At 73.5% G+C, this 17,508-nt stretch carries 12 protein-coding genes and 1 pseudogene; 9 read left to right on the top strand and 4 right to left on the bottom strand.

From position 1 onward, the window contains the following. Window positions 1–16 precede the first annotated feature (16 nt). A complete protein-coding gene (locus ACN9MM_RS26885; protein WP_382868096.1) occupies window positions 17–1,219 on the bottom strand; it encodes an acetyl-CoA C-acetyltransferase in 1,203 nt (400 codons plus the stop codon). Between the two features lie 137 nt (window positions 1,220–1,356). Here ACN9MM_RS26885 and mce point away from each other — a divergent pair, with 137 nt between their 5' ends. The 7 genes from mce to ACN9MM_RS26850 all read left to right on the top strand — a co-directional run bounded on the left by mce (window position 1,357) and on the right by ACN9MM_RS26850 (window position 11,734). Further along, complete coding sequence (gene mce, locus ACN9MM_RS26880) at window positions 1,357–1,809, top strand: methylmalonyl-CoA epimerase (RefSeq protein ID WP_382868095.1); 453 nt, start codon at window positions 1,357–1,359, stop codon at window positions 1,807–1,809. Between the two features lie 212 nt (window positions 1,810–2,021). Further along, the gene (gene scy, locus ACN9MM_RS26875) at window positions 2,022–6,659 is read left to right on the top strand and encodes a polarized growth protein Scy (RefSeq protein WP_426366179.1); all 4,638 of its coding nucleotides are present in this window, start codon (window positions 2,022–2,024) and stop codon (window positions 6,657–6,659) included. Between the two features lie 114 nt (window positions 6,660–6,773). After that, window positions 6,774–7,709 (top strand): cellulose-binding protein, encoded by a 936-nt coding sequence (locus ACN9MM_RS26870; protein ID WP_382868093.1) that lies wholly within the window; start codon window positions 6,774–6,776, stop codon window positions 7,707–7,709. Window positions 7,710–7,804: 95 nt separating this feature from the next. Further along, on the top strand, window positions 7,805–8,812 hold the full coding sequence (locus ACN9MM_RS26865; protein WP_426366178.1) for an ABC transporter ATP-binding protein: 1,008 nt from the start codon (window positions 7,805–7,807) through the stop codon (window positions 8,810–8,812). A gap of 3 nt (window positions 8,813–8,815) precedes the next feature. Continuing rightward, complete coding sequence (locus tag ACN9MM_RS26860) at window positions 8,816–9,595, top strand: ABC transporter permease (RefSeq protein WP_426366176.1); 780 nt, start codon at window positions 8,816–8,818, stop codon at window positions 9,593–9,595. A gap of 142 nt (window positions 9,596–9,737) precedes the next feature. Beyond that, window positions 9,738–10,898 carry an ABC transporter ATP-binding protein gene (locus tag ACN9MM_RS26855; protein ID WP_426366175.1) on the top strand — a complete coding sequence of 387 codons (1,161 nt, stop codon included), beginning with the start codon at window positions 9,738–9,740 and terminating at the stop codon, window positions 10,896–10,898. Beyond that, window positions 10,895–11,734 (top strand): ABC transporter permease, encoded by an 840-nt coding sequence (locus ACN9MM_RS26850; protein WP_426366174.1) that lies wholly within the window; start codon window positions 10,895–10,897, stop codon window positions 11,732–11,734. Before ACN9MM_RS26855 ends, ACN9MM_RS26850 begins: the two co-directional genes overlap by 4 nt. Window positions 11,735–11,737: 3 nt before the next feature. Here ACN9MM_RS26850 and ACN9MM_RS26845 read toward each other — a convergent pair whose 3' ends face one another. Beyond that, window positions 11,738–12,064 carry an ATP/GTP-binding protein gene (locus ACN9MM_RS26845; RefSeq protein WP_426366173.1) on the bottom strand — a complete coding sequence of 109 codons (327 nt, stop codon included), beginning with the start codon at window positions 12,062–12,064 and terminating at the stop codon, window positions 11,738–11,740. Window positions 12,065–12,262: 198 nt separating this feature from the next. Between ACN9MM_RS26845 and ACN9MM_RS26840 the strand changes: the two genes are divergently transcribed. Continuing rightward, entirely contained in the window at window positions 12,263–13,297 is a 1,035-nt protein-coding gene (locus tag ACN9MM_RS26840) for an LLM class flavin-dependent oxidoreductase (protein WP_426366172.1), read from the top strand. Window positions 13,298–13,406: 109 nt separating this feature from the next. Here ACN9MM_RS26840 and ACN9MM_RS26835 read toward each other — a convergent pair whose 3' ends face one another. Beyond that, window positions 13,407–13,799 (bottom strand): SCO5389 family protein, encoded by a 393-nt coding sequence (locus ACN9MM_RS26835; protein WP_015036224.1) that lies wholly within the window; start codon window positions 13,797–13,799, stop codon window positions 13,407–13,409. A gap of 249 nt (window positions 13,800–14,048) precedes the next feature. Between ACN9MM_RS26835 and nucS the strand changes: the two genes are divergently transcribed. After that, window positions 14,049–14,720 carry an endonuclease NucS gene (gene nucS, locus ACN9MM_RS26830; protein WP_426366171.1) on the top strand — a complete coding sequence of 224 codons (672 nt, stop codon included), beginning with the start codon at window positions 14,049–14,051 and terminating at the stop codon, window positions 14,718–14,720. A 78-nt stretch (window positions 14,721–14,798) separates the two neighbouring features. Here nucS and ACN9MM_RS26825 read toward each other — a convergent pair. Next, window positions 14,799–17,388: pseudogene (locus ACN9MM_RS26825) on the bottom strand (ATP-binding protein). Window positions 17,389–17,508 lie beyond the last annotated feature (120 nt).

Below are 17,508 nucleotides of genomic sequence, written 5' to 3'. Positions count from 1 at the left end.
CTCCTCGGATCGGTGCTTACTTGCCGGACACGCGGACGATCAGGGCGTCGCCCTGGCCGCCGCCGCCGCACAGGGCGGCCGCGCCGATGCCGCCGCCGCGCCGCTTGAGCTCCAGCGCGAGGTGCAGCACGACACGGGCGCCGGACATGCCGATGGGGTGGCCGAGGGCGATCGCGCCGCCGTTGACGTTCACCTTCTCGGGGGTAACGCCCAGGTCCTTCATTGACTGGACGGCGACCGCGGCGAAGGCCTCGTTGATCTCGATCAGGTCGAGGTCCTCGACGCCCAGGCCCTCCTTCTTGAGGGCGTGCAGGATCGCGTTGGACGGCTGCGACTGGAGCGAGTTGTCCGGACCCGCGACATTGCCGTGGGCGCCGATCTCGGCGATCCACTCCAGGCCGAGCTCCTCCGCCTTGGCCTTGCTCATCACGACCACGGCGGCGGCGCCGTCGGAGATCTGCGAGGAGGTGCCGGCGGTGATGGTGCCGTCCTTGGCGAAGGCGGGACGGAGCTTGCCGAGGGACTCGGCGGTGGTCTCCGCGCGGATGCCCTCGTCCTTCGAGAAGATCACCGGGTCGCCCTTGCGCTGCGGGATCTCGACCGGGGTGATCTCGGCCTCGAAGATGCCGTTCTTCTGCGCGGCGGCGGCGCGCTGGTGCGAGAGCGCGGCGATCTCGTCCTGCTCGGGGCGCTGGATGCCCAGGCGGGTGTTGTGCTTCTCGGTGGACTCGCCCATGGCGATGCCCTCGAAGGCGTCCGTGAGGCCGTCGTACGCCATCGCGTCGAGCATCTCGATGGCGCCGTACTTGAAGCCCTCGCGGGACTTCGGCAGCAGGTGCGGGGCGTTCGTCATGGACTCCTGGCCGCCGGCGACGACGACGTCGAACTCACCGGCGCGGATCAGCTGGTCGGCGAGCGCGATGGCGTCGAGACCCGAGAGACACACCTTGTTGATGGTGAGCGCCGGGACGTTCATCGGGATGCCGGCCTTGACGGCGGCCTGACGGGCGGGGATCTGCCCGGCGCCCGCCTGGAGCACCTGGCCCATGATCACGTACTGCACCTGGTCGCCGCCGATGCCGGCCCGGTCCAGGGCGGCCTTGATGGCGAAGCCGCCGAGGTCGGCGCCCGAGAAGGACTTGAGCGAGCCGAGCAGGCGACCCATGGGCGTGCGGGCGCCCGCGACGATCACTGAGGTGGTACCGGTCGTTCCAGACATGAGGCACGGCCCCTTGGGATGAGGAGTGAACGAGGGTTTACCGCCAATGTACTGAGAGGCGCCGCGCGCGGTCACCGGCCGGATGGTGTGATCGCGCGCACGTTGCGTAACCACCCTTCCAGCGGTGCACTGGAGGCATGCTGACGCGTATCGACCACATCGGGATCGCCTGTTTCGACCTGGACAAGACCGTCGAGTTCTACCGTGCCACGTACGGTTTCGAGGTCTACCACTCCGAGGTCAACGAGGAGCAGGGCGTCCGCGAGGCCATGCTCAAGATCAACGCCACCGACGACGGCGGGGCCTCGTACCTCCAGCTCCTGGAGCCGACCCGGGAGGACTCCGCGGTGGGCAAGTGGCTCGCCAAGAACGGCGAGGGCGTGCACCACATCGCCTTCGGCACCGCGGACGTCGACGGGGAGGCCGAGGCCATCCGCGGCAAGGGCGTCCGCGTCCTCTACGACGAGCCCCGGATCGGCTCCATGGGCTCCCGGATCACCTTCCTCCACCCCAAGGACTGCCACGGAGTCCTCACCGAACTGGTCACCTCGGCCGAGCCGTCCGCTGACCACTCCTCAGCGGAGCACTGACCTCCGGATTCCTGGCCCGGTAGAGTGGGCGGCTCCGGGCCGGGGCCGGTCGGGGCCGCTCCGTGCGGCACCGAAGTCGGGATGTCGGGGTCGTCCGATCTGCCACGATTCCCCGGGGGCCCGTCCTCGGCCTGAGGGCGTGCTCGTTGGAGTTGCGACCAGGGTTGGGGTCTCCCCTGCTCGAAGAGCTCGGGGAAGGATGGGACCGCGCAGTGCGGGGCTACGAACGCCAGGAGAGCCACCGAGCTGAAGACGACCATCTCGCCAGGTTCGAAGCCGAGATGGACCGGCTGAAGACCGAACGCGAGAAGGCCGTCCAGCATGCCGAGGACCTGGGCTACCAGGTCGAGGTCTTGCGGGCCAAGCTCCACGAGGCGCGCCGCACCATCGCGTCCCGGCCCGCGTACGACAGCGCCGACATCGGCTACCAGGCCGAGCAGATGCTGCGGAACGCCCAGGCGCAGGCCGAGCAGCTCCGGCAGGACGCCGAGCGCGAGCTGCGCGATGCCCGCGCCCAGACCCAGCGCATCCTCCAGGAGCACGCCGAGCACCAGGCCAGGCTCCAGGCCGAACTGCACAACGAGGCCGTCCAGCGCCGCCAGCAGCTCGACCAGGAGCTCAACGAGCGCCGCCAGACCGTCGAGGCGCACGTCAACGAGAACGTGGCCTGGGCCGAACAGCTGCGCGCCCGCACGGAGTCCCAGGCCCGCCGCCTGATGGAGGAGTCCCGCGCGGAGGCCGAGCAGTCGCTCGCCACCGCCCGCGCCGAGGCCACCCGGCTCGCCGAGGAGACCAGCCGCCGGGTCGGTGCCGAGGCGGAGTCCGCCCGTGCCGAGGCCGAAGCGATTCTCCTGCGCGCGCGCAGGGACGCCGAGCGGCTCATCGGCGCCGCCTCCAGCCAGGCGCAGGAGGCCACCACCCACGCCGAGCAGCTCCGCTCCAGCACCGCCGCCGAGACCGACCAGGCCCGCCGGCAGGCCACCGAGCTCTCCCGCGCCGCCGAGCAGCGCATGCAGGAGGCCGAGGAGAAGCTCCGGCTCGCCCGCGCCGAGGCCGAGAAGACCCTCGCCGAGGCCAAGGAGTCCGCCGCCCGGCAGCTCTCCTCGGCCGAGTCGGTCAACGAGCAGCGCACCCGCACCGCCAAGACCGAGATCGCCCGCCTCGTCGGCGAGGCCACCAAGGAGGCCGAGGCCCTCAAGGCCGAGGCCGAGGAGAAGCTCCGCGAGGCCACCGCCGAGGCCGAGAAGCTCGTCACCGAGGCCTCCGAGAAGGCCGTCACGGCCGCCGCCGAGGACTCCGCTGCCGCGCTCGCCAAGGCCGCCCGCAACGCCGAGGAGATCCTCACCAAGGCGTCCGAGGACGCCCGGGAGACCACCCGCAAGGCCTCCGAGGAGGCCGAGCGGGTCCGCCGCGAAGCCGAGACCGAGGCGGACCGGCTGCGCGCCGAGGCCGGGGAGCAGGCCGACGAGCTGCTCGGCTCCGCGAAGGACGACACCAAGGAGTACCGCGCCAAGACGGTCGAGCTCCAGGAGGAGGCCCGCCGGCTGCGCGGCGAGGCCGAGGCGCTGCGCGCCGAGGCCGTCGACGAGGGCGAGCGGATCCGCGGCGAGGCCCGGCGCGAGGCCCTCCAGCAGATCGAGGAGGCGGCGAAGACCGCCGAGGAGCTCCTCACCACGGCCCGTACGGACGCCGAGGAACAGCGCGCCAAGGCCGGTGCCGAGGGCGAGCGGGTCAAGTCGGAGGCGATGGAGCGCGCCCAGACGCTCCGGACCCAGGCCGAGGAGACCCTGGAGCGCACCCGCGCCGAGGCCGAACGGCTGCGCGCCGAGGCCGAGGAGCAGGCCGAGTCGGTGAAGGCCGCGGCCGAGCAGGCCGCCGCCGGGCTGCGCGCGGACGCCGAGCGGGCCGCCGAGGCCCGCCGCGAGGAGGCCGCCGAGGAGCTGACCCGGCTGCACAACGACGCCGCGGCGAAGGTCGCCGCGGCCGGCGAGGAGCTCAGCGACGCCCGCGCCGAGGGCGAGCGGATCCGGCGGGAGGCCGCCGAGGAGACGGAGCGGCAGCGGACGGAGGCCGCCGAGCGGATCCGTACGCTCCAGGAGCAGGCCGAGCAGGAGGCCGAGCGGCTGCGTGCCGAGGCCGCGTCGGACGCGTCCACCGCGCGCACCGAGGCCGAGTCCGCCGCGGTACGGCTCCGCACCGAGGCCTCCGAGGAGGCCGAGCGCCTGAGGTCCGAGGCCCAGGAGACCGCCGACCGGGTGCGGGCCGAGGCCGCCGCCGCCGCCGAGCGGGTGGCCGCCGAGGCCGCCGAGGCACTGGCCGCCGCGCAGGAGGAGGCCGTCCGGCGCCGCCGGGAGGCCGAGGAGACCCTCGACTCGGCCCGCTCCGAGGCCGGCCGCGAGCGCGAGCACGCCCGCGAGCAGTCCGAGGAGCTCCTCGCCGCCGCCCGCAAGCGGGTCGAGGAGGCCCAGACCGAGGCGCAGCGCCTGGTCGAGGAGGCGGACACGCGGGCGACCGAGATGGTCACCACGGCCTCGCGAGCCGCCCAGGAGGTGCGGGACTCGGTGGCCGGGCTGCGCGAGCAGGCCGAGGAGGAGATCGCCGGGCTGCGCAGCGCCGCCGAGCACGCGGCCGAGCGGACGCGGACCGAGGCGCAGGAGGAGGCGGACCGGGTCCGCGCCGACGCGTACGAGGAGCGGGAGCGGGCGTCCGAGGACGCCGTCCGCACCCGGGAGCGCGCCCAGGAGGAGTCGGAGGCCGCGAAGGCGCTGGCGGAGCGGACCGTCACGGACGCGCTCGCCGAGGCCGAGAAGCTGCGGTCGGACACCGCCGAGTACGCGCAGCGGGTACGGACCGAGGTGACGGACTCGCTCGCCTCGGCGGAGCAGGACGCGGCCCGCACGCGCGCGGACGCCCGGGACGACGCCAACCGGATCCGTTCGGAGGCCGCCGAGCGCGCCGAGACGACGGTCGGCGAGGCGCGTGCCGAGGCCGAGCGGATCGCGGCCGAGGCCGAGCAGGTCCTGGACGAGGCCCGTCAGGTCGCGGACAAGCGGCGCGCGGACGCCGCCGAGCAGGCCGACACCCTCATCGGCGAGGCCACCGCCGAGGCCGAGCGGCTCACCGCCGAGGCCGCCGCGCTGCGCGCCGAGGCCGAGCAGGTCAAGGCGGACGGCGAGGCACAGGCGGAGGCGCTGCGCGCGGAGGCCCGCGCCGAGGGCGAGCAGGTCCTCGACGAGGCCCGCAAGGCCGCCGACAAGCGCCGCACGGACGCCGCCGAGCAGGCCGACACCCTCATCGGCGAGGCCACCGCCGAGGCCGAGCGGCTCACCGCCGAGGCGGTCGAGCTCATGGAGACGACCGAACAGGACGCCCTGCGCCTGCGGGCCGAGGCCGAGCAGGTCAAGGCCGAGGGCGAGGCGCAGGCGGAGGCGCTGCGCGCGGAGGCCCGCGCCGAGGGCGAGCAGGTCCTCGACGAGGCCCGCAAGGCCGCCGACAAGCGCCGCACGGACGCCGCCGAGCAGGCCGACACCCTCATCGGCGAGGCCACCGCCGAGGCCGAGCGGATCGCGGCGGAGGCCGCCGAGCTGCGCGAGACCACCGAGCGGGACTCCCAGCGGCTGCGCGCGGAGGCGGAGCAGGTCAAGGCCGACGGCGAGGCGCACGCGCAGGCCCTGCGCAACGCCGCGCTGGCCGACGCCGACCAGATCCTGGACGAGGCCCGCAAGGCCGCCGACAAGCGCCGCACGGACGCCGCCGAGCAGGCCGACAGCCTCGTCGGCGAGGCGAGCGCCGAAGCCGAGCGGATCGTGAACGAGGCGGCCGAGCTGGCCGATTCGGTCGGCGCGGACGCCCGTGCCGAAGCGGGCCGGACCGTCGGCGCGGCCTCGGAGGAGGCCGAGCGGCTGCGCGCCGAGGGCGCCGCGGCGATCGCCGAGGCCCTGCGGGACGCGGAGCGGATCCGTACCGAGTCGGAGCGGGTCAAGGCCGACGCGGCCGCGGCGGGCGAGCAGATGCGTGCCGAGGCCCGCGAGGAGGCCGACCGGATCCTCGACGAAGCCCGGGAGGCCGGGGCGCGGAAGCGTTCCGACGCGGCCGAGCAGGCCGACCAGCTCGTCGCCAAGGCCCAGGAGGAGGCGCTGCGCGCCACCACGGAGGCCGAGTCGCAGGCGGACACGATGGTCGGCGCGGCCCGCAAGGAGGCCGAGCGGATCGTCGCCGAGTCGACCGTCGAGGGCAACTCGCTGGTGGAGAAGGCCCGAACGGACGCGGACGAGCTCCTGGTCGGTGCCCGCAGCGACGCGACGGCCATAAGGGAGCGGGCCGAGGAGCTGCGGGGCCGGATCGAGAGCGAGATCGAGGAGCTGCACGAGCGGGCGCGGCGCGAGACGTCGGAGCAGATGAAGACGGCCGGCGAGCGCGTCGACAAGCTGGTGAAGGCCGCGACCGAGCAGCGTGCCGAGGCGGAGGAGAAGGCGAAGGAGCTGCTCTCCGACGCGAGTTCGGAGGCGAGCAAGGTCCGGATCGCCGCGGTCCGCAAGGCGGACGGGCTCCTGAAGGAGGCCGCACAGAAGAAGGCCTCGCTGATCGCGGAGGCCGAGGCCATCAAGGCGGAGGCCGAGCGGATCCGCGCGGAGGCCGCCGCCGAGGCCGAGAAGACGGTCGCGGAAGGACAGCGCGAGCTGGAGACCCTGACACGGCGTCGCAAGGACATCAATGCGGAGATCTCCCGTGTCCAGGACGTCCTGGAGGCGTTGGAGTCTTTCGAGACGCCGTCCGCCGGAAAGGACGGGGTCAAGGCGGGTGCGTCGGCGGGGTCCACTCGTACGGGTGGCAAGTCCCAGGACGGCTAGCCACTCAAAAGGCTGGACATTCTCCAGATCAAACGGGCATACGCTCGATGACACGCCGCTTCGGCCCCTAGGATTCCCTCTAACACCTCACCGGTCTCATTCGACAGGAACCCCATGAGCGACACTTCCTCCCCCTTCGGCTTCGAGCTCGTGCGGCGCGGTTACGACCGCGGTCAGGTGGACGACCGCATTACCAAGCTCGTGGCCGACCGCGACAGCGCCCTGTCCCGCATCACCTCCCTGGAGAAGCGGATCGAGGAGCTCCACCTCGAGACGCAGAACGCCCAGGCGCAGGTGACCGACGCCGAGCCGTCGTACGCGGGGCTCGGCGCCCGGGTCGAGAAGATCCTCCGGCTCGCCGAGGAGGAGGCCAAGGACCTGCGTGAGGAGGCCCGTCGCGCCGCCGAGCAGCACCGCGAGCTGGCCGAGTCGGCCGCCCAGCAGGTGCGCAACGACGCGGAGTCGTTCGCGGCCGAGCGCAAGTCGAAGGCCGAGGACGAGGGCGTCCGGATCGTCGAGAAGGCGCAGGGCGAGGCCAACACGCTGCGTGCCGAGGCGCAGAAGGACGCGCAGTCGAAGCGTGAGGAGGCGGACGCCCTCTTCGAGGAGACCCGCGCCAAGGCCGCCCAGGCCGCCGCGGACTTCGAGACGAACCTGGCGAAGCGCCGCGAGCAGTCGGAGCGCGACCTGGCCTCGCGTCAGGCCAAGGCCGAGAAGCGCCTCGCGGAGATCGAGCACCGCGCCGAGCAGCTCCGCCTGGAGGCCGAGAAGCTGCGGACCGACGCGGAGCGCCGGGCCCGTCAGACGGTGGAGACCGCGCAGCGCCAGGCCGAGGACATCGTGGCCGACGCGAACGCCAAGGCCGACCGGATCCGTTCGGAATCGGAGCGCGAGCTCGCGGCGCTGACGAACCGCCGCGACTCGATCAACGCGCAGCTGACCAACGTCCGCGAGATGCTGGCGACGCTGACCGGTGCCGCGGTGGCGGCGGCCGGCTCCCCGATCGACGACGAGCGCACGGCCGGCGTCCCGGCGCAGCAGTCCCGATGACCCGCGCGGCCGCCGCGTAACGAACAGGCGGCATCTGCCAGAACCCTCCGTCATTCCGGTGGCGGAGGGTTTTGCGCGCCCGTAGGTTGGGTCGCATGATCGAGCTTCAGGGCCTGACCAAGCGCTACGGGGCGAAGACCGCGGTCGACCACCTCTCCTTCCAGGTGCGTCCCGGCGTGGTCACCGGCTTCCTCGGGCCGAACGGGGCGGGCAAGTCGACGACGATGCGGATGATGCTCGACCTGGACAACCCGACGAGCGGGACGGTCCGGATCGACGGCAAGCACTACCGGGAGCTGGCGGAGCCCCTGAAGTACATCGGGGCGCTGCTCGACGCCAAGGCGATGCACGGCGGCCGCTCCGCGTACAACAACCTGCTGTGTCTGGCGCAGTCCAACCGCATCCCGGCGAGCCGGGTGGGCGAGGTGCTCGACCTGGTGGGTCTGACGCCGGTCGCGAAGAAGAAGTCCAAGGGATTCTCCCTCGGCATGGGGCAGCGGCTCGGGATCGCGTCGGCGCTCCTCGGGGATCCCGAGATCCTGATGTTCGACGAACCCGTCAATGGTCTGGACCCCGAGGGAATTCACTGGATCCGCAATCTGATGAAGGCGTTGGCGGCCGAGGGCCGGACGATCTTCGTTTCCAGTCATCTGATGAGCGAAATGGCGCTGACGGCCGATCACCTCATCGTGATCGGGCAGGGGAGACTCCTGGCCGACACCTCGATGGCGGATTTCATCCAGCAGAATTCCCGGAGTTATGTGCGGATGCGCTCGCCGCAGCAGGAAAGACTGCGGGACGTGCTCCACGCCAACGGATTCATCGCGGTCGAGGCGGGCAACGGCACCCTTGAGGTGGACGGCGCGACGACCGAGAAGCTGGGCGAGCTGGCGGCGGAGAACGGGCTCGTGCTGCACGAGCTGAGCGCGCAGCGCGCCTCCCTCGAAGAAGCGTTCATGCAGATGACGGCCGGCGCGGTGGAGTACCACGCGCACGGCACCGACGTACACGGCGGCGCCGTGCCGCCCGGCCCCCGCTGGGGCGCGGACGCGGGGACGGACCCCGCGCACTCCACCCACGACTCGTCCCCCGAGGGAGCCTGAACGATGGCAGCGGCATCCGCGGTCCTGCAGTCCGAGTGGACCAAGATCCGGACGGTGTCGTCGACCGTCTGGACGCTGGCGAGCGCCCTCCTCGTCACGGTGGCGATGAGCGCGGCGCTGTGCGCCCTGTTCAAGGGGACCTTCGACGACCTCAGCGAGACGGAGCGGGCCACCTTCGACCCGACGTTCGCCAGTTTCTCCGGGATGGTCCTCGGCCAGCTGGCGATGGTGGTCTTCGGTGTCCTCGTGGTCGGCACCGAGTACTCCTCGGGCATGATCCGCACCTCGCTCGCGGCGGTCCCGCAGCGCGCGTCCTTCCTCTTCTCGAAGATCGCCGTGGCCGGCGGGCTCTCCCTGATCGTGGGCCTGGTGACCAGCTTCCTGTCGTTCTTCCTCGGGCAGGCGCTGCTCGGCGAGCACCGCACCACCCTCGGCGCGGACAACGTGCTGCGCGCGGTGGTCGGCGGCGGCCTCTACATGGGTCTGATCGCGATCTTCTCGATGGGCGTGGCGACGATGCTCCGCTCCTCGATGCTGTCGCTGGGCATCCTGGTGCCGTTCTTCTTCCTCATCTCGCAGATCCTGTCGGCGGTCCCGAAGGCCAAGGAGGTCGCCAAGTACTTCCCCGACCAGGCCGGCTCCAAGATCATGCAGGTGGTGCCGGACGCGATGGGCTCGGACCCGGCGCCGTACGGCCCCTGGGGCGGGCTCGGGATCATGCTGCTCTGGGTCGCGGCCGCGCTGCTCGGCGGCTATCTGGTGCTGAAGCGCCGGGACGCGTAGGCCCCCGCTCACAGGAGGATCACGGTTCCGCTTCGGCGGAACCGTCAACGGCTGGATAAGCTCCTAGCTCATACGGGGGGCTCCGGCCTTCGGCCGCCACGCCCCGACATGGATGCACCGACCTGTCGATGGGGCTGGAGTAATGATCGAGGCAGTCGGCCTGACGAAGCGCTATGGCGCCAAGACGGCCGTGTACAACCTTTCCTTCCGGGTGAGGCCCGGGGTCGTCACCGGGTTCCTGGGGCCCAACGGGTCGGGCAAGTCGACCACGATGCGCATGATCCTCGGGCTCGACCGACCCTCCGCGGGCCATGTCACGATCGGCGGCCACCCCTTCCGGCAGCTGCCGAACGCGCCCCGGCAGGTCGGCGCGCTCCTCGACGCCAAGGCCGTGCACGGCGGCCGGAGCGCGCGCAGCCACCTGCTGTCGCTGGCGCAGCTGGCCGGCATCCCGGCGCAGCGCGTCGACGAGGTCCTCGGGGTCGTCGGCCTCCAGGACGTCGCCAAGCGGCGCTCGAAGGGCTTCTCCCTCGGCATGGGGCAGCGGCTCGGCATCGCGGCGGCCCTGCTCGGCGACCCGCAGGTGCTGCTCTTCGACGAGCCCGTCAACGGCCTGGACCCCGAGGGCATCCTCTGGGTGCGGAACCTGATGAAGAAGCTGGCCGCCGAAGGCCGCACGGTCTTCGTCTCCAGCCACCTCATGAGCGAGATGGCGCTGACGGCCGACCACCTGATCGTGATCGGCCGGGGGCAGCTGCTCGCGGACATGAGCGTCACGGACTTCATCTCGGCGAACTCCGCCGACTTCGCCCGGGTGCGGACCCCGGGGACCGAGCCGGCCCAGCGGGAGAAGCTGACGTCGGTGCTCATGGAGGCCGGCGGGCAGGTGCTGTCCGAGCCGGACGGCGCGCTGCGCGTCACGGGCCTGCCGCTGCCGCGGATCAGCGACCTGGCGCACGGCGCGGACGTACGGCTCTGGGAGCTGTCCCCGCACCAGGCCTCGCTGGAGGAGGCGTACATGCGGCTGACGCAGGGCGCCGTGGACTACCGCTCCACCGACGACCGTCTCGCCCACCTCCAGCCGCCCGTGCAGCCGGGACAGCCGGGGTACGGGATGCCGCCGCAGCCGCAGGTCCACGAGGTGCCGCAGCAGGGCTGGTACGCCCCGCCGCCGCCCGGACAGAACCCGTACGGCGGTGCTCCGCAGGCCCCCTACGCCCCCGCGCCGGGCCCGTACGCCCCTCCGGCCGCCCCGCAGCCGGGTCTCCCGCAGCCGAGCGACACCCCGAAGGACGCCCGATGACCGCCCCCGCGCACCCGCAGCACGCCCCGGCGCCGCACGCCTACGTCTCCCCCATCCCGGTCCGCGCCGCGCACCTCGGTGACGCGCTCGCCTCCGAGTGGACGAAGATCCGCTCGGTGCGTTCGACGATGTGGACGCTCGGGGTCATGATCCTGCTGATGTTCGCCATCGGTCTGGGCGTCGCCGCGATCGCGTCGTCGTCCGAGGCCCCGATGGGCGAGGAGTCCGCGCTCGGCTTCGGCTTCTTCGGGATGCTGCCGGCGTCGATCTGTGTGATCACGCTCGGCGTCCTGACGATCGCCTCCGAGTACGGCACGGGCATGATCCGTACGACCCTGACGGCCTGCCCGAGCCGGGCCCGGGTGCTCGTGGCGAAGGCGATCGTCTTCTTCCTGCTGGTCTTCACGGTCACCACCGTGGTCGCGACGCTCGTGGCGCTGGCGCAGGTCGCGCTCGTGGACACGGCTGCGGCGCCGACGGGTGGCGAGTGGCTGCGGGCGACGGTCGGCGCGGGCGCCTACCTGGCCGTGCTCGGGCTGATGTCGCTCGGCGTGGGGACGCTGATCCGGCACTCGGCCGGCGCGATCACGGTGATGATCGGCCTGCTGCTGCTCCCGCTGGTGGCGGCGCTGTTCATGTTCTCCGAGGCGCTGAAGTCGGTGCAGGAGTTCCTGTTCACCTACGCGATCCCCTCGCAGATGATCGCGCTCTACAGCGAGCGGCCGCCGTTCGGCGACTCGGGCCCGGCGGGCTGGGAGCCGCTGCTGATCATTGCCGCGGCCGCGGCCGTGGCGCTGGGCGGCGCCTTCGCCCTGCTGAACAGCCGCGACGTCTGACCCTCAGTACCTCGGCGCGTTACGGGACCGCTGCACCCTGCTGGTGCGGCGGTCCTTCGCGTTCCAGCAGGCCTTGTGCCAGTGGCGGCGGTCGTCGACCCCGCCCCACTCCGGCCAGGCGACCACGTGCGGGGCGCCGGACGGGATCTCCTGGTCGCAGCCCGGGCAGCGGTAGCGCTTGCCCGGCGCGCTCGCCCCGGCGACGAGCCGGACGTACCACTCCTCGCCCTGCCAGCTCTCGGTGCTCTGCGCACCGCCGTACCGGTCGCCGTGGTCGCCCTGCTGCTCGGGCTTACCGCCACCTTTGGAGCGGTTGTGACGCGGGGACACGGGCACACCTCACGGGGTCTGGGAACACGGACCGTTCTCTCCAGCCTACGGGCCGCCACCCGGTGCCCCGGGCCCCGTCCGGGACGGCTTAGCCGAAAATCGCAAGAACTTCATGAACGGCCGTTGCCTTTGGCACGTGTCAGACGTTGGTGCCAGTGCGAGGGGAGATACGCGTCGGCCGCAAGGAGGCAGAAGGCGATGCGCGTGGGTACGTTCGTTCTGGCAGCCCAGTTCCCGGGCCAGGGCCAGGGGGAGGCACTGCACCGGGCGGTGCGGACCGCCGAGGTGGCCGAGGAGGCGGGGCTCGACTCCGTCTGGCTCGCCGAGCACCACTTCGTGCCGTACGGGGTCTGCCCCTCGGCCGTGACACTGGCCGCGCTGCTGCTCGGCCGCACCCGCCGGCTCCGGGTGGGCACGGCGGTGAGCGTGCTGCCGACCGTCCACCCGGTCGCCCTGGGCGAGCAGGCGGCGCTGCTGCACCTCACCTCGGGCGGCAGGTTCACCCTCGGGGTGGGCAGGGGCGGGCCCTGGGTCGACCTGGAGGTGTTCGGCGCGGGCCTCGAAGCGTACGAGAAGGGGTTCCCCGCATCGCTCGACCTGCTGCTGCGCTGGCTCACCGAGCCGCGCGTGGGTGCCGAGGGGGAACGATTCGCTTTCCGTGAGGTGCCCGTGGTGCCGCGGCCCGACGAGCTGATCGGCGGGGAGTCCTCCCCCGAGGTGGTGGTGGCCTGCACCTCGCCGAAGAGCGTGCGGCTCGCGGCGGAGCGCGGGCTGCCGATGCTGCTCGGCATGCACTGCGGCGACGAGGAGAAGGCCGAGATGGTCGCGGCCTGGGGCCGGTGCGCACGGGAGGCCGGGCGGGACCCTGACGAGATCGCGCGGATCGGCGCCGGCCATGTCTCGGCCGGGGTGACCCAGCTCGCGGACCGGGGGGCGGAGGCGGCGGAGGCGCTGGTGAAGGCGATGCCGGGCTGGCTGAAGCAGGGGCTCGACGCGCACGTGACGGTGGACGGCCGGCACCGGGCGATGCGGGACCCCGTGGCGTACACGGAGCTGCTGTGCGGGCTGCACCCTGTGGGCACGCCCCGGCGCGCGGCGGACCGGCTCGCGGCGACCGCGGAGCGTACGGGCATCACGCGCTTCGCCCTGCTCGCGGAGGGCTCGGGCGACCTCGCGGCGACCGAGGAGAACGTCCGGCGGCTGGGCGCGGAGGTCCTGCCCCTCCTGGTATGAGCGCGGCCCCGTCCGGGACCGCGCTGCCGCTCCGGCACCTGTCGGCGGCGACGCGGGTCGGCTCGCATCGAGCACCTCCTCCCGCGGTGCGGAGCGGCAGCACCATGTCTCAGCAGTCGCGCAGTTCCGGCGACTGGTTCAGCAGCTGTCCCCGTACGGACGTGAAACGGGCGAGCCGCTCGTCCACCGACGGGTCCAGTGGGAAGACCGCCACGCGGTGGCAGTTCTGGAAGGCGAGACGCACCCCGAAGTGCCGCTGCAGCGCACCACGAATGGCATCGCTCGCGAGCGCGCGCAGCAGCTGACCACGTGCCTGCTCATTCGGCGGCGGCGTCTGGTTGTCGGCGAACTCTCCGCCGTCGACCTTCAGCTGTGCCACCAGAGAACTGATCATCTCCCATGCGTAGGGCAGGGAGGTCCGGACGCAGTCGACGAAGTCGGCTTCGTCGACCTCGCCTCGCTCGGCCTGTTCCAACAGTGCCGGTGAGACGTCGAGCGACATGGGTTCTCCTCTCGCGACCCCGCGGACGGGGTCTTGCGGGCAGGGACGAAGGCCGGCCGTACGCCACGCAGCGTGCACGGACGACGACCTCCAGCTTCCACGGTAAGCGCGCAGTCCGGGCCGCACCAGAAGAATGGGCACACAACCGGCTGATAACCGACGGGTGTTCGGCTCACGACGACCCCCACCCGGCGTCCGGCCGATGCCCGAATCGCGCGGAAGAGCGCCCGTCTTGTAGCGTTGGCGACCATGCGTCTCGTCATCGCCCGTTGCTCCGTGGACTACGCGGGCCGGCTCACGGCCCACCTGCCCTCCGCGCCCCGTCTGATCCTCGTCAAGGCAGACGGCAGCGTCTCCATCCACGCGGATGACCGGGCGTACAAACCGCTCAACTGGATGTCGCCGCCGTGCACCCTGAAGGAGGGTGCCGAGGGTGAGGCGGGCATCTGGACCGTGATCAACAAAGCGGGCGAGAAACTGATCATCACGATGGAGGAGATCCTCCACGACTCCTCGCACGAACTGGGCGTGGACCCGGGCCTCATCAAGGACGGCGTCGAGGCGCACCTCCAGGAGCTCCTCGCCGACCGGATCGAGACCCTCGGTGAGGGCTACACCCTGATCCGCCGCGAGTACCCGACCGCGATCGGCCCCGTGGACATCCTGTGCCGGGACGCCGACGGCGCGACGGTCGCGGTGGAGATCAAGCGGCGCGGTGAGATCGACGGCGTCGAGCAGCTGACCCGCTACCTGGAGCTGCTGAACCGCGACCCGCACCTGGCGCCGGTGAAGGGCCTCTTCGCGGCCCAGGAGATCAAGCCGCAGGCGCGGGTCCTCGCGACGGACCGCGGGATCGGCTGCGTGGTCCTCGACTACGACGCGCTGCGCGGCATCGAGGACGACAAGCTGCGGCTGTTCTAGCCGCGGCGGGAGTACGAGTACGGGGACGGCCCCGGGTGCGGTGAGCGCGCCCGGGGCCGTCGTCGTGTCCGTACGGGGTCAGGCGGGCGACTCCGAGCCCTCGGGGCTGCCCGAGGAGGCGCCGAGGGTCGTGGTCTCGCCCGACCCCGGCGGGGCCGTCGTCGTCGGCGGGACCGTCGTGGGCGGCGGAGTGGTGGTGGGCGGCGGGGTGGTGGTCGTCGGCGGCGTCGTCGGCGACGACGTGGTCGGCTTCGGCGACGAGGTGGCCGTCGTCGGCGGCCGGGTCGCCGTGGGCCGGGTCGGCGGTGCCGTGCTCGCCGTCGGCGCCCCGGTCGTCTTTGACGGGCTGTCCGAGGGCGACGGGGAGCCCGACGTCGACGGGTCCGTCGAGGCGGACGGCGAGGCGCTGCCGGAGCCGGAGGGGCTCGGGGAGTCCGAGTGGGTCGCCTTCCCGGTCTCGCCCGGTTCGGCCTCGTCCTCGGCGGGCGGCTCCTCGCCGTCGAGGCCGTCCTCGGTGCCGCTCTCGCTCGCGGTGCTGTCGGAGGTGACGCGGCCGGTGCCGGGGTCCTCGCCGTTGCCGGAGGTGGCGCCGAGGGTCACGACGGTGCCGAGGACGGCGACGAGGAGCGCGCCCGCGCCGACGGCGACGAGGTTGCGGCGGGCGCCGCCGAGGATGCCGCCCCTGAGGCCGGGCCGGCGGCCGTCCTTCTCGGCGGTGTCGTGGCGGGCGATGAGGGTGGGGCCCTCGTCGGCGAAGTCCGGGAAGGCGGGCACCGGGGCCGCCGCCGGGGCCCGGACGGGGCCGCCCGGCAGCGGTGCCGTGACGGGCTCCGGGCGCGGGAGGGCGGGGCGGGCGGCCGGGCCGCGCAGGGCGGGGGTGCCGCGCGGCGGGGAGACGGGCTCCTCGGCGCGGGGGGCGGGGGCGTGGGCGCCGGAGAGGTCGGCGACGAGCGCCAGCGCCCGGCGGCCGGCGACGGTGCCGCGCTTGTCGGCGAGCACCCCGCGCATGCCGATGGAGGCCTCCAGCTCGGCGCGGGCGCGCTCCAGGTTCCCGGCGCAGATCGCGAGGACGCCGAGCTCGTGGTGGAAGTAGGCCTCCTCGGCGACCTCTCCGGCGAGCCGGGCGGCTTCCTGTCCGGCGCGCAGGGCGCGTTCCCAGGCGCCCCAGTGCAGTCCGGCGGCGAAGGCGGGCGCGGCGGCGCGGGCGAGGAGGACGGCGGTGGCCCGGTGCTCGGCCGCGGTGTCGCCGGCGCCGGGGATCAGCGCGGTGAGGGCGGCGAGGAGGGCGTCGGACTCGGCGGCGGCCCGTTCGGGGGTGACGGAGGGGTGGGCGGTCCACCAGGCGTAGTGCTGGGCGACGGTGTGGGCGCGGTCGGAGGCCTCGTGCTCGTAGCCGTGGGCGAGGAGCTGGGTGAGGACGCCGGCGGCGAGCCGGTAGCGGGGGCCGACCGGGGAGAGCAGTCCGCAGGCCATGAGTTCGCCGAGGGCCGCGTCGGCGTGGGTGTCGCCGACGAGGGCCGGGAGGTGGGCCTGGTGCGGGACCTCGCCGCCGAGGGCGACGGCGAAGCGCAGCGCGGTCTGGGCGGAGCGGCTGAGCCGGGAGGCGAGGAGGGCGGCGGGTGCGGCGCCTTCGCCGAGGCTGGGCAGCGGTATCTCGCGCAGCTCGACGTCGGGGTCCTCGACGCCGTCGAAGGCGGCGGCAGCGGCGGCGGCCGCCACCGCCGGGTCGGTGGGGCCGAAGGCCTCTTCGAGGGCGCCGAAGGCGTCGAACTCGGCGGGGGTGACGCGCAGCCGGTCGCGCTGGCGGAGCAGGGCGCCGGCCTGGACGAAGCGGAGCGGGAGGCCTTCGGACTCGAACCACAGGTCGCCGGCCCAGTTGGCCTCCTCGTCGGTGAGGGGGCGGCCGACGGCGCTCTCCAGGAGCGCGAGCGCGGCGCCGCGGCCGAGGCCGGCGAGGAGGACCTCCTCGACGGGGGCGTCGGCGGAGGGGGCGGGTGTCTCGGGGCCTGCGGCGAGGAGGAAGGCGCACTCGGGGGCGGCGGCGAGGAGCTCGTCGAGGGCGGCGCCGCCGAACTCCAGGTCGTCGACGACGACCACGGCGCCGACGTCGCGGAGCCGGTCGAGGAGGCCTGCGCGGTCGGGGCGCTGGTCGGGGGCGTGGCGGACGGCGGTGAACAGCTCGTGGAGCAGTTCGGTGGGGGTGCGGTGGTGGCCGGAGAGGCGGACGACGCCGTCGGGGGGCGAGGCCGGCGCAGTCGGCGGCGACGGCGTCGAGGAGGGCGGTGCGGCCGGATCCGGGGGCGCCGATGAGACGGGCGCAGCGGCCCCTGCCGAGGATGCCGGCGAGCCGCTCGCGCTCCTCCTGGCGTTCGAGTAGGGGCAGCTCGGGTGCGGCGGGGCCCGGCACGGCGGGCGGGGTGGCGGCGCGGTCGGCCTCGGCGCGCTCCTCGGGGGTGCGCGGGCGGGGGGCGGCCGGTTCCTGCCCGGGCGGGCAGGGTTCGATCTCGCTGCCGTCGACGGGGTTGACGGTGAGGAGCAGTTCGCCGGAGACGAGCCGGACGACGCGGGCGCGCGCGGGCGTCTGCGCGGGCACGCCGCGGCCCTGGCGGGCCTCCTCGCCCTCGGTGTCGTGACCGTACTCCTCCGACCCAGGGTTGATCGGGTCCATGGTGCAAGCCCCCAAGAAGCGGTGTCCGGTGCCCGCCGGTGGTTCCGTCCCCGGGCGGGCGGTCCGTCAAGGTGCGGGCGACCGAACCCTAGACCGTGGTCAGACGCTCGGGAACAGCCG

The sequence above is a fragment of the Streptomyces sp. E-08 genome (assembly GCF_049913095.1).
GTDB lineage: Bacteria > Actinomycetota > Actinomycetes > Streptomycetales > Streptomycetaceae > Streptomyces.
The sequence above is the reverse complement of the archived record's forward strand: the minus strand, read 5'-3'. Positions and strand labels throughout refer to the sequence as shown.